The 12,456-nt window shown below is 73.7% G+C and carries 12 protein-coding genes; 4 read left to right on the top strand and 8 right to left on the bottom strand.

Annotated features, from left to right (window positions below; translation table 11 throughout):
* Positions 1-312: 312 nt before the first annotated feature.
* Entirely contained in the window at positions 313-2,358 is a 2,046-nt protein-coding gene (locus FZ988_RS02895) for a DEAD/DEAH box helicase (protein ID WP_246169132.1), read from the top strand.
* Between the two features lie 208 nt (positions 2,359-2,566).
* The gene (locus tag FZ988_RS02890) at positions 2,567-2,944 is read left to right on the top strand and encodes a glyoxalase superfamily protein (RefSeq protein ID WP_149202464.1); all 378 of its coding nucleotides are present in this window, start codon (positions 2,567-2,569) and stop codon (positions 2,942-2,944) included.
* A 31-nt stretch (positions 2,945-2,975) separates the two neighbouring features.
* Here the strand turns inward: FZ988_RS02890 and FZ988_RS02885 are convergent, their stop codons facing one another.
* On the bottom strand, positions 2,976-3,563 hold the full coding sequence (locus FZ988_RS02885) for a TetR/AcrR family transcriptional regulator (RefSeq protein ID WP_149202463.1): 588 nt from the start codon (positions 3,561-3,563) through the stop codon (positions 2,976-2,978).
* Positions 3,564-3,634: 71 nt separating this feature from the next.
* On the opposite strand from FZ988_RS02885, the gene FZ988_RS02880 reads away from it, so the two are divergent.
* Entirely contained in the window at positions 3,635-4,861 is a 1,227-nt protein-coding gene (locus FZ988_RS02880) for an alpha/beta hydrolase (RefSeq protein WP_246169129.1), read from the top strand.
* A 46-nt stretch (positions 4,862-4,907) separates the two neighbouring features.
* On the opposite strand, the gene FZ988_RS02875 is transcribed toward FZ988_RS02880, so the two are convergent.
* Positions 4,908-6,053: an RNA polymerase sigma factor gene (locus FZ988_RS02875; protein ID WP_149202555.1), complete on the bottom strand. Its 1,146-nt coding sequence runs from the start codon at positions 6,051-6,053 to the stop codon at positions 4,908-4,910.
* A gap of 68 nt (positions 6,054-6,121) precedes the next feature.
* Entirely contained in the window at positions 6,122-6,529 is a 408-nt protein-coding gene (locus tag FZ988_RS02870) for a YciI family protein (protein WP_149202462.1), read from the bottom strand.
* Positions 6,530-6,741: 212 nt separating this feature from the next.
* On the opposite strand from FZ988_RS02870, the gene FZ988_RS02865 reads away from it, so the two are divergent.
* Positions 6,742-7,101, top strand: coding sequence for a hypothetical protein (locus tag FZ988_RS02865; protein ID WP_149202461.1), 360 nt, complete (start codon positions 6,742-6,744; stop codon positions 7,099-7,101).
* Between the two features lie 172 nt (positions 7,102-7,273).
* Here FZ988_RS02865 and FZ988_RS02860 read toward each other — a convergent pair whose 3' ends face one another.
* The 5 genes from FZ988_RS02860 to FZ988_RS02840 all read right to left on the bottom strand — a co-directional run bounded on the left by FZ988_RS02860 (position 7,274) and on the right by FZ988_RS02840 (position 12,411).
* Positions 7,274-8,731, bottom strand: a complete 1,458-nt coding sequence (locus FZ988_RS02860) for an FAD-dependent oxidoreductase (protein ID WP_149202460.1) — start codon at positions 8,729-8,731, stop codon at positions 7,274-7,276.
* A gap of 34 nt (positions 8,732-8,765) precedes the next feature.
* Positions 8,766-9,695, bottom strand: coding sequence for an electron transfer flavoprotein subunit alpha/FixB family protein (locus FZ988_RS02855; protein ID WP_149202459.1), 930 nt, complete (start codon positions 9,693-9,695; stop codon positions 8,766-8,768).
* Positions 9,695-10,426 (bottom strand): electron transfer flavoprotein subunit alpha, encoded by a 732-nt coding sequence (locus FZ988_RS02850; protein WP_149202458.1) that lies wholly within the window; start codon positions 10,424-10,426, stop codon positions 9,695-9,697. Before FZ988_RS02850 ends, FZ988_RS02855 begins: the two co-directional genes overlap by 1 nt.
* A 133-nt stretch (positions 10,427-10,559) precedes the next feature.
* Positions 10,560-11,222 (bottom strand): response regulator, encoded by a 663-nt coding sequence (locus tag FZ988_RS02845; RefSeq protein ID WP_149202457.1) that lies wholly within the window; start codon positions 11,220-11,222, stop codon positions 10,560-10,562.
* 1 nt (position 11,223) lies between these two features.
* Positions 11,224-12,411, bottom strand: coding sequence for a sensor histidine kinase (locus FZ988_RS02840; RefSeq protein WP_149202456.1), 1,188 nt, complete (start codon positions 12,409-12,411; stop codon positions 11,224-11,226).
* Positions 12,412-12,456 lie beyond the last annotated feature (45 nt).

Raw genomic sequence — 12,456 nt, 5'->3', positions numbered from 1 at the left:
CAGGTGGGGCAGCGCGCCGGTGACCCGGACGCCCGACATGGGCGTCAGGCGCACCTGCCGGCAGCGCCGACCTGACGGCCGACGTGCCGGACGGCCCGTCATGAGGCCGTGCGCCGTACCCGCGGCGTGCACGGCCCTGAAGGAGGAGATGTGGCTCGAGCAGGCCAGCGCGGGTCAGGTCGCGCCCGCACCGACTCCGGTGCTCAGCGCACCGGCTCCGGGGGCCAGCGCTCCGCCTCGGGGGGGCAGCGCTCCGGCTCCGGGGGGCAGCGTCGCCGAGCGACGCGTCCGTCCGAGCAGGGGATCATCCCCGTGCTCGCCGACGTCGCCCGCGAGGTCGAGAACGCGGTCCAGAAGCAGCCGACGCGGCCGGGCACCCGTGCGAAGTTCCAGGTGGTGGCCCTCCTCGTGCGTGAGGAGCGGACCCGCGTGCGGGCCGACGCCGGGCTGAGCGAGTCGCGCCGCACCCAGGAGCTCAAGCGGCTCGACGGCGTCGCGACGCTGCTCGCCAAGATCGCCGCCCGGGACACGTCCCTGCTCGCGCTGCTCGCCGAGGACGCCCGCGTGTCCGACGCGGCACGCGCCCTCAAGGCGGACCTCATGCGCGCCGGCGGGCTGGAGCCGCCCGAGGAGCCCGAGCCCGAGCCGCCCGTCGCGGCCACGCCCGCGCCCGAGAACCGCGTGGTGCCCCGCTCGGTGATCTCACGCCAGCTCGCCAACCCGTTCCTCGCCCCCGACTTCGAGGCCGCTGCCGAGCGGACCGCGGCGCGCGCCCGCCGGCTCGCGGGTTGGGAGCTCCTCGAGCCGCTCTTCCGGTCCTTCGAGTACGCCGCGACCGGTGCGCCCGCGTGCATGACGCTGCCCGACGGGCGCCTCGTCTCCGCGCCTCCCGGTCGCCAGCTCATGCCCCACCAGGCGCAGGTCGTCGCTGCCGCAGCCCGCGGTCACCGCACGTTCCTCCTGGCGGACGAGCCGGGCCTCGGCAAGACGGCGCAGGCCCTGCTCGCCGCGCAGGCGGCCGACGCGTTCCCGCTGCTCGTCGTCGTGCCCAACGTCGTCAAGACGAACTGGGCGCACGAGGTCGGCCTGTGGACGCCGCAGCGCCGGTCCACCGTCGTCCACGGGGACGGCGACAAGGTCGACGCGTTCGCGGACGTCGTGATCGTGAACTACGAGCTCCTGGACCGGCACATCGGCTGGCTCGGCGACCTCGGGTTCCGCGGCATGGTCGTCGACGAGGCCCACTTCATCAAGAACAAGACCTCGCAGCGCTCGCAGCACGTCCTGACCGTCTCCGACCGGATCCGCGAGCGCACCGCCAAGCCGCTCATGATGGCCCTCACCGGGACACCGCTGATCAACGACATCGAGGACTTCCGGGCCATCTGGCAGTTCCTCGGCTGGATCGACGACGAGAAGCCGCTCGGCGCGCTCATGACCGCGCTCGAGGACACGGGCCTCACGCCCGCCGACCCGGGCTTCTACGCGGCGGCGCGCGCCAGCGTGATCGACATGGGCATCGTGCGTCGGCGCAAGGTCGACGTCGCCGCGGACATCCCGGCGCGCCGGGTCGCGGACCTCCCGGTCGAGCTCGACGGCGCCGTCGGGCGCTCCATCCGCGCCGCGGAGGCCACGCTCGCGCGTCGGCTCGTCGGCCGTTACAGGGCGGCGCTCGAGGCGCGTGGTGAGGGCGCTGTGGTCGACGCGATCGACCTCGACCTCGCCCGTCGGGTCGCCGCCGGGGAGCTCAAGGACTCGAGCGACCGCTCGGGTGGCGAGAACGTGTTCACGATGGTCAGGCGGATCGGCCAGGCCAAGGCCGGCCTGGCCGCCGACTACGCCGCTCAGCTCGCCCGCAACGTCGGCAAGGTCGTGTTCTTCGCGAAGCACGTGGACGTCATGGACCAGGCCGAGCAGACCTTCGCCGACCGGGGCATCCGCTACGCGTCCATCCGCGGCGACCAGACGCCCAAGGCCCGTGAAAAGGCCATCGCAGCGTTCACGAACGACCCCGACGTGTCGATCGTCGTCTGCTCCCTCATGGCGGCGGGCGTGGGGCTCAACCTCCAGGTGGCGTCCAACCTTGTGCTCGCGGAGCTGTCCTGGACCGACGCCGAGCAGACGCAGGCCATCGACCGCATCCACCGCATCGGCCAGGCCGAGCCCGTGACCGCGTGGCGCATCATCGCCGCGCAGACCATCGACTCGAAGATCGCCGAGCTCATCGACGCGAAGTCGGGGCTCGCCGCGCGCGCGCTCGACGGGGCGGGCGAGGTCGACGCGTCGTCCACGGACGTGCAGCTCGAGGCGCTCGTCGCGCTGCTCACCGACGCGCTCGCCGCGGAGGGCGTGGCCTGACGGCGGGGGCCCGACCCCAACCGATCCGCGAGGTCGCACATCGCCACCGAGACCGCACATGCGCGAGTGCGAACTCGCTGGGGATGTGCGACCTCGACCGACGGTGCGGCGTGGACCGGCCAGATGGCCGGGGCAGGTGCAGCTCTGTCGGAGGCCGCGTCTACGTTGGGGTGACCCGTCAGGCATCCCGTCGTGCGAAGGAGCAGACATGGTCGACTACCGGATCGAGCTGGTGAGCGTGCCCGTCGCGGACGCCGAGCGGTCGAGGGAGTTCTACGGCGACACGCTCGGGTGGCCCGTCGACCACGACGTCCGGGTCCACGAGGGCCTGCGGTTCATCCAGGTCACGCCGCCCGGCTCGGCGTGCTCGATCGCCTTCGGTGAGGGCATCAGCGACATGGAGGCGGGGTCGTTGCGGGCGTTGCAGGTCGTGGTGTCGTCCGCCGACGAGGCATACGAGGACCTCGTGAGCCGTGGCGTCGAGGTCACGCCCGTCGAGGACCTGGCGTGGGGCAGGTTCGTCCACTTCGCCGACCCGGACGGCAACACGTGGGCCGTGCAGGAGCTGCCCCAGCGCTCGGGGTAGCCGGCTCCGGCTGCTGCCGGGTGCGCGACGGTCACCCGGTGTGCGGTCCCTGTGCACCGACGCCGGCGAGGACCATCCCTGCGAGCCCGCTGACGTCCGGGTCCGAGCCGTCGTCGGACAGGCCGCGGGTCACCGCTGCGAACAGGACACCGTCGAGCAGGACGAGGACGTCGCGGGCTGCCGCGAGCGGGTCCGGCGCCCCCAGGCGCTCGGTGAGGGCGGCGAACCTGGTCCGCAGAGCCTGCTCGCCGCGATCGAGTGCCGGTCGCAGCTCCGGCCGCCACGTCGCCTCGAGTGCCAGCGCGTAGCGGGCGAGCAGCCGGTCCCGCCCGGGCCCGAGCGCCGCTCGGATGGCCTCCTCGAGACCGGCGACCGCGTCCGCGAACCCGTCACCCGGCCCGCTCGGCGCCGCCGGGATGAGCCGCGCGTCCAGCTCGGCCAGCCGCTCCACCGCGGCCATCACGAGGGCGTCCCGCGTCCGGAAGTAGTACGAGGTCGACCCCTGCGCCAAGCCTGCCTGCCGGTCGACAGCCCGATGGGTGAGGCCCCGGCTGCCCTCCCGCGCCAGGGTCGTGATCGCCGCGTCCGCGATGGCCTCACGCCTGCTGGTGGCCGTCACTGCTCTCCCTTGACTCGATCCTCTACTGACGTAGAGTAGCGGGCCTATACAGATGTAGAGGGAGTGGTGACGTGTCGCTCAACTACCTGATCACGATGGCTCTCATCGCGGTGTGCACCGCCCTCGCGCTCCGGCCGATCACCCGGACGCGAGGCCTGGGGATCGCGAGCTTCGCCCTCGGCCAGCTGGTGAACGAACTGCCCCAGCTCGCGGCCGTCCTGCTGCTGGGCTCGACCGCGATCGTCGCCGTCGAGGGCGAGCTCGACCTCAGCAGCACGGGCGGGCTGCTGCTCGCGGCAGCCGTCGCGATGATCCTCGTCGGTCTCGTCGAGGTCGCGCGACGCGCTCTGGGTGCGGCCCCCGTCCTGCGCCACGCGCTCGACGTCGGGCTCGGCCTCGGCCCCGACGGGCGTGCGCGCGCAGGGGTGCGGCCCCGGGTGCACCCGGTACGAGGCCTGGTCGGCTTCCTGCCCGTGCGTCCGAGGTCCGTGATCAGGCTCGCGGACGTGCCCTACGGGCCGCATCGTCGCCAGCGGCTCGACGTCTACCACCGCCGGGACAGGAGACCAGGTGCGCCCGTGCTCGTCTACTGGCACGGCGGCGGCTACTTCAGCGGAGGCAAGCACCGCGAGGCGAGGGCCCTGCTGCACCGGCTGGCCCAGCGCGGCTGGGTGTGCGTCGACGCGAACTACCGGCTGCGGCCCGAGGCGGACCTCGTCGACCACCTCGACGACGCGCGGGCAGCCGTCGAGTGGGCCCGTGCGCACGCCGGCGAGTGGGGCGGTGACCCGGAGGTCGTGACCCTGGCCGGAAGCTCTGCCGGAGCACACCTGGCGACGCTGCTGGGGCTCGGGCACTCGGAGGCCGCCTGCGCACGGGTGGCGGCCGACGACGCACGCGCGAGTCGCGTCGCCGTGCTCGACGCCGGGCCGATCGCGGCCGTCATCGGCCTCTACGGGTACTACGGCTCGTACTACGGGCAGTCGGACGACGGCGCCGTGCCCTCGACACCGCTCCTCCTCGACGGCCGCGGAGCCCCCGCGCTCATGATCATCGACGCGGGGCTCGACAGCTACGTCGGGACGGATGGCGGTGCGGCGCTCGCGCGGCACGTCGCCGCCGCGTCGCCCCGGCCCGTGGTCCGTGCCGTCCTGCCCGGCGCCCAGCACGCGTTCGACGTCTACCGGTCGTTCCGCTTCGAGGCGGTCGTCGACGCCTGCGTGGCGTTCCTGGAGGCGACGACCGCTTCCGGTGTCGAACGCGCGACGGAGCCGGTCCAGGGTTCCCGGCACGGCTGACGGGCCCAGCCCAGGCCGGCCGTGCCTGCCGTGACCGGCGCCTGGCTCAGGGCCTGCGCGCCGCGTTCAGTCGCGCGGCCTGCCGCGTCAGGTGGTCACGCTCCGCGAGGTTGGGCGCCGCGCGGGCCGCGGCCTCGTACAGCCGGGCGGCGCGCTCGACGTCGCCGGCACGCTCGGTCAGGTGGGCGGCCACGGCGTCGTGACGGGGGAGCGACGGGTCCAGGCCCGCCAAGGCCGCCAGCCCCGCGTGCGGACCGTCGGCCTCGCCGACCGCGACGGCGCGGTTGAGCCTGGCGACCGGGCTGTCGGTCAGCCGCACCAGCTCGTCGTACCACTCGACCACCTGCACCCAGTCGGTGTCCTGCGCGGTGGGGGCGTCCGCGTGCAGAGCGGCGATCGCGGCCTGCGCCTGGTACTCACCGAGCCGGTCCCGGGCCAACGCCGCCTGCAGGATGTCGACGCCTTCGCGGATGAGGTCCGTGTCCCATCGCGTGCGGTCCTGCTCGGCGAGCGGGACGAGAGCGCCGTCGGGCGTCGTGCGGGCGGCCCGCCGGGCGTGGTGGAGCAGCATCAGCGCGAGCAGCCCGGACACCTCGGGGTGCTCGACGGCCTCCGCGAGCTGCCGGGTGAGCCGGATCGCCTCGGCAGCCAGGTCGACGTCGCCCGAGTACCCCTCGTTGAACACGAGGTACAGCACGCGCAGGACGGTCGCGACGTCGCCGGGACGGTCGAGGCGGACGTCCGCCACGGTGCGCTTCGCCCGGCTGATGCGTTGCGCCATCGTCGCCTCGGGAACCAGGTACGCCTGCGCGACCTGGCGGGTGGTGAGCCCGCCCAGGGCGCGCAGCGTGAGCGCGACCGCCGACGCCGGTGTCAGCGAGGGGTGTGCGCACAGGAAGTACAGCCAGAGCGTGTCGTCGCCGCCGGTGACCGGGCCGAGCGGTGGCTCCGCCGCGACCTCCGCCTCCCGACGTCGGCGCGCGGCGTCGGCCCGGGTCGCGTCGAGGAACCGCCGCCACGCGACCGCGACGAGCCACCCGGCCGGGTCCCGCGGTGGGGACGCCGGCCAGGTGCGGACGGCTTCGACGAGCGACTCCTGCACGGCGTCCTCGGCCGCCGCGAAGTCGGCACCGCGTCGGACGAGGGCCCCGAGCACCCGCGGCACGAGCCCGCGGAGCACTGCCTCGTCCACGGCAGGGGTGCCCGCGGTGAGCCCTGTGCCGGACCCGGCGTCGTCCACGTCGAAGCCGTCCGCGGGTGTCACTCGGTGATCGTCGGCGGCGCCGCCAGGAACGGGCGCACCTCGAGCCACTCGTGGATCGGCTTCCCGCCCGCTCCGGGTGCCGCGGACAGCTCGCCGGCCAGCTCGACCGCACGGGCCTCGCTCTCGACGTCGATGATCATCCAGCCGGCGATGAGGTCCTTGGTCTCGGCGAACGGACCGTCCGTGACCGGCGGCCGTCCCTCGCCGTCGTACCGGACCCAGAGGCCGTCCGGGGCGAGGGCCTGGCCGTCGACGAACTCACCGTTCGCCTCGAGCCGTGCGGCGAAGTCGCCCATGTACTGGATGTGCGCGGTGACCTCCTGCGGCGTCCAGTGGTCCATGGGCACGTCGTTCACAGCCGCCGGTGCGCCGCGGTAGTGCTTGAGCAGCAGGTACTTCGCCATCGTGGTTCTCCTCCCAGGTGCGCCCCTTGGTGGGCGCGGTCGCCCAGGGGACGGAGCCGGGTGCCGGATCTCGACATGGTGGCGCCGCGCCGACCATCGTCGGTGCGGTCGCGCGGGCATGTCCAGCCTCGTACCGGTGCCGCAGGGCTGGTGCGCGGCCACGGGCACGGGGCTCGGGATGCGGCCGGGACGGCCGTGGCTATGGTCGAACCATGCCCACCTACTCCGTGAACGACGCGGCGGTCCGGCAGGCCCGCCGCCTCATCGACGACGGCACGTACGACACGACGACCGAGTGGTCCGACGCCGCCCCGGGCGCCGACGACGAGAACCGCGTCGTCGAGGCGGAGGGGTACGACGGCTTCGGTGCGTGGCACCTGGCCGTCGACCCGGACGCCTCACCGGAGACGAAGTCGCGGTACGCCTTCCCGTACGGGGACTTCACGCGCGTCAACCGGGCGGCGCTCATCCACGCCAAGCAGCGCGCGGCCCAGAACGACCACCCCGAGGTCGAGGCCGCCGCCGACCGCCTGCTCGAGCACCTCGACGAGGTCGCCTCCTCCGCGTCCTGAGCGTCAGTCCCCGGCCCCGACCCCGGCCCCGGCCCGGCCTCGCCCCGCCGAGGTCGCACATCCGCACCGAGGCCGCACATGCGCGAGTACGACTTGGGTGCGGATGTGCGACCTCGGCGGTTGGCGCGGGGGTGGAGGCCAGGGGCCCGCCGCCTCCGCCCCCGCGCGGCGGTCAGACGGTCGCCAACTCCTTGATCATCTGGGTGGCGTGGTCTGCTGCGAGCCAGCCCGACGTCAGGGCGAACCCGTTGGCCGAGCCGGGGACCGTGAGGATGTACGAGTCGCCGAACAGGCCGCCGGCGTCGCAGCCCACGGAGTACAGGCCGGGGATGGGCGCACCGGCCTGGTCGATGACGCGCATCTGGTCGTCGATCTTGATGCCGCCCATCGTGACCATGATCCCGGGCTCCATCTTGATGGCGAAGTACGGGCCCGTCTCGACGGGGACGAGGTACTTCTCCTTGTGGAACCGGGTGTCCTTGCCGTCGTGGCACATGCGGTTGTACTCGGCGACCTCGGCCTCGAGCACCTCCGGCGACACCCCGATGCCCGCGGCGAGCTCCGCGAGCGTCTCGCCCCGGAACACGGTGCCTGCCTCGACGTCCGCGGCGAGCTCCATCGGGAGGTTCGTGAGCTTCTCGCCCGTGCGGACGTACACGCCGAGCCCGACCTCGCAGCCGTCCTGCACCAGGTGGTCCACCTGGGCCTGGTCGATGACCGCCCAGTAGAAGCTGCCCGGCAGGTTGGCGACGACGTCGCCCGCGTTGCCGAAGTTGAGGCCGCAGATCTCGTTGGTGCAGCGGCGCCCGTCGCGGTCCACCCACAGGTAGGGCTGGAAGCCCGCCGTGTTGGTGTGGGACATGACGGTCTTGCCGCGCATGAACGGGAAGAGCAGGAGCGTGCCGATCGACGACCACTCCTTGGCGCCGACGTCGAACATCATCTGCAGGCCGTCGCCCTCGTTGCCCTCGCCGCCCACGTTGATCATCTGGGCGCCGCAGTCCCACGCGGAGAACTTGTTGAGCATCTCCGGGTTCTTCGCGAACCCGCCGGTGCCGACCACGACGGCCTTGGCGCCGATGCGCACGTCCTCGCCGTCGGAGTCGGTCGCGACCACCCCGGCCACGCGCCCGTCGGCCTTGAGGATCTCCTTGGCGGGGGTCGACAGGTAGATCTCGACGCCCAGCTCGCGTGCCCTGGCCTCCATGAGCTCGAGCACCCGGGCGACCTCACCCTGCGGGATGTGCCAGGTCACGAGCTCGCCGGGCTGGTCCTCCGCGGTCACGATGACCTCCTCGTAGACCGCACCCAGGTCACGCATCTTCACGATGGTCGTGGCCGCGTTCTCCACGAACCGGGAGACGATCGTCGAGTCCGCGTGCCAGTGGCTGTAGTCCATGTAAGCGCGGAACGCCTCGTCCTTGGACACGTCGATCCCGCGCTTGACCTGCTCGTCGGACTCGAAGGCCGCGTGGCCCTCCGCGAACGCCGAGCTGCCGCCGAGCTGCGGCATCTTCTCGAGCACGGCCACGCTGAGCCCGTTCTGGGCGGCCTGCACGGCGCACGACAGCCCTGACCCGCCACCCCCGACGACGACCAGGTCGTACTCGACGTCGAACTGTTCTGACATCTGTCTCACTCCTTCGTGTTGCGTGACCCCTGCGTCACGAGCTCAGTGCCGCGACGAGCGCGGGGACGACGTCGTACAGGTCGCCGACGATCCCGTAGTCCGCCGTCCGGAAGATCGCCGCCGCGGGGTCGTTGTTCACGGCGACGACGACCTTGGCCTCGCGCACGCCCTCCATGTGCTGCGGCGTCCCGGAGATGCCGAGGGCCACGTAGAGGCGCGGGGAGATGTGCTGGCCGGACCGGCCCACGTACCTCTCCTTGGCGACCCAGCCGAGGTCCTCGGCCACGGGCATCGAGCACGCGACCTCCGCCCCGAGCGTCGACGCGAGGCTCTCGACGAGCGCCAGGTCCGCCTTCGCCTTCAGGCCGCGGCCCACCGACACCACGCGCTCCGCGTCCCGCACACCGGCGGACCGCCCGCTCGCGGCGCGCCCGACGACGCGCAGGTCGGCGGGGGCCGTCCCGTCGTCGAGCACCCGGACGGGCGCCGAGGGCGCCGCCGCAGCGGTGACGTCGTCGTCGCCCGCGAACAGGGCGGCGAGCGGGCCGGGGCAGGCGAGCGTCGCGATGGCGGCGCCGCCGGCGGCGGAGCACTCGACGACGACGCCCTCGCCCTCGGTGCGCAGGCTCAGCACGCCCGGCACGACTGCGGCGCCCAGGCGGACGGCGGCGGCGCCGAGCAGCGCGCGCGCACCGGGCTCGACGGTCGCGAGGAGCGTCCGGGGCGCGGCGTCCGCGGCCGCGGCGGCCACGTGGGCGGCGTGGGCCTCGACCGGCTCTGCGCCCGCGGGCTCGAGCCACAGCACGCCGTCGGGGCCGGCCGCCGACGCCGCGTCCGCGAGCGCGCGCGGGCCGACGGCCACGACGGTGACGGTGCCACCGAGCGCGCGGGCCGCGCGCACCATCGCCGCGAGCCGCTTCTCCTCCGTCGCGATCACCCACGCGCCGGTTGCGGTAGCGCTCATCACAGGACTCCCTCGTTGCGCAGTGCCGCGACCAGCTGCCGGGTGGCCTCGCCGGGCTCGCCGTCGAACACCCGGGTGGGGGCCGTCGCCGGTAGGCGCGTGCCGCGGGCCACGAGGGTGTCAGGGACGTCGACGCCGAGCTCGGCGAGGGTCGTGCGCGTCACCGGGCGCTTGCGCGCGGCGAGCAGCTCCTTCATGCCCGGGACGCGGGTCTCGGCGGACCTCGCGGCCACGGCGACCACCACGGGCGGCGCGAGCGAGAGCGTCTCCTCGAGGTCTCCGACGGTGCGGACCACCTCGACGCGCCCGTCCCGCGCGGCGGCGGTCGTCACACCGACCACGGCAGGCCAGCCCAGGTGCGCGGCCAGGGCCACGGGTACACCGGGGTGCTCCTCGCTGTCGCCGACGAGCACGACGTCGACCGCCCCGATCGACCGCACGCCCGCGGCGAGGACGGCCGCCGTCGCCGCGTCGTCGTCGTGCGGTGTCGCGTCGGTGACGTGCACGGCCTGCTCGACGCCGCGGGCCAGCGCCCAGCTCGCGTCGCCGTTGCCGCAGGTCAGGCCTACGAGGGTGCCGCCGTCGGTGGTGAGGGCGAGCCCTGCCGCGAGCGCCGCGTGGTCGTCCTCGCCCGGCGACATCTTGTCCTTGCGCCACTCGACGGTCCCGTCCTGACGGACCGCGGCGTCCGCGACGTCCCGTGCCCACGTGTAGGCGACCACTGCCCTCATCCGGCGACCCTTCGCTGCGACCCGTACGGGCGCCTGCGCCGTGGCGCAGCCCCGTCTCCTTCGAGTCAAGCCGCGCGGGCCGCTGCCGGGCCAGCCCCCTTCGGGTACACCGGGGTAGCCGATCGGCTACCTCTCAGCCGACGATCCCCTCGCGCACGCCGAGCACCGCGACCTGGACACGGTTACGCACGTGGAGCTTGGTCATGATGCTGCCGAGGTGCTTCTTGACCGTGGCCTCGCTGAGGAAGAGCTCCTGGCCGATCTGCTCGTTCGACAGCCCGTCGACGAGCAGGCGCAGCACGTCACGCTCGCGCTGGGAGAGCCGCTCACGCGCGGGCGGGACGAGGTGGTGGGTCGCCTGGCCCGGCCGGCCGAACTCGGCGAGCACCATCGCCGCGATCGTCGACGACAGCGCGGTCTCGCCGCGCATCAGGCCGGCGAGGGCGGCGTGCAGCCGCTCGGAGGGCTCGTCCTTGCTGAGGTAGCCGTGCGCGCCGTTGCGCAGCGCCTGGAACACGTCCTCGCCGAGGCTCGACATGGTGAGCATCGCGACGCGCACGTCCGGGTCGGCGGCCGTGATCTGCCGCGTGGCCTCGACGCCCCCGACGCCCGCCATGCGCACGTCCATGAGGATCAGCTGCGGCCGCAGGGTCGCGGCGAGCCGGACCGCCTCCGCGCCGTCGGCGGCGCTGCCGATGACCGTGAAGTCGTCCCAGCGGCTGATCAGCGCCATGAGGCCGTCGCGGAACAGCGCGTGGTCGTCGACCACGAGGACGGTCGTCGGACCGGTGCCCACGTCAGGCACCCGTCCCTGCGGGGATCGCGCGCCCGTGACGGGCCGGGTGCAGCGGGGCCTCGGCCGTGACGAGCGTGCCGCCCGCCGCGCCCCGTCCGAAGTGCACGACGCCGTCCACCTGCTGCATGCGCTCGGTCATGATGGCCACGCCGAGGCGGGAGTCGGGGACGCTCGTGGGGTCGAACCCGTTGCCGTCGTCCTCGACCTCGAGGCGGATCCGGGTGTGCGACGGCAGCACCCGCACCGTGACGGTCGCCGCCCGGGCGTGCAGGTGCACGTTCGCGAGCGCCTCCTGGAGCACGCGGATGAGCTGGGCGGCGACGGGCAGCGGCACCTCGTCACCGGTGCAGCCGCCCGGGCACTCGACCGTCACGGGGATGCCGATCTGGCGCCGGAAGTTCTCGACGTGCACGCGCACCTGGTCGACGAACGTGCCGCCGACCATCTCCCCGTCGGCGCGCAGGCCGAGCATCTGGTGACGCAGGCTGCGGCCGAGGACGCCGACGAGCTCGTCGAGCCGGTCCAGGTCCTGCGCGAGGCGGGCGGTGTCACCCGCGACCGCGTCGAGCCGCATCACCCCGGCGTGCAGCCCCACGGCCGCGACCTGCTGGGACAGGTCCACGTGGAGCTCGTCGCTCAGCCGGCGGCGCTCCTCGAGCGCACCGAGCTCGCGCTCGCGGCTGCCGACCTGCCAGCGGTACACGGCGTTGCCGAGGATGCGGCCGGCGGCGGCGAGGAACTCCTTGCGCTCCTGGGTGAGCGTGAACGGTCCGTCGAAGCACAGCAGCACCGCGCCGAGGTGGCGTCCGTCGGCGTGGATGGAGACGACGACGCCGGACTCGCCGAACCAGGCCCGGAAGTCGGCCGGAAGGCTCGTCCACGCCTCATGGTCCAGGTGGTCGGCCGCGGAGACGGGCCACTCCTGCGGGTTGATCCACGGCTCGCGCACGTGCTCGTGCGCAGGCATGGTCGCGAAGCCCTCGCCGAGGACGGCGCGCTGCTCGTCGTCTGTGACGAGGACGAGCAGGTTCCCCGCCTCGTCGAGCAGGTAGGTGGGTGCGAGCCGCGCGCCCATGAGGTCGCGGACGACAGCGACGGCTGCGATGAGCGAGTCCGTCCGGTCGTGGGACCAGATCAGGGTGTCGTTGATCCGGACGAGCTCGGCGAGGTAGGACCCGGCGGGTGCCATGGCGTGATCGTAGGTCTGCGCCTCGGGCACCGGCTGGGACCTGAG

This window comes from Actinotalea subterranea, assembly GCF_008364845.1.
Taxonomy (GTDB): Bacteria; Actinomycetota; Actinomycetes; order Actinomycetales; family Cellulomonadaceae; genus Actinotalea; species Actinotalea subterranea.
This window is presented reverse-complemented; position numbering and strand designations above follow the sequence as displayed.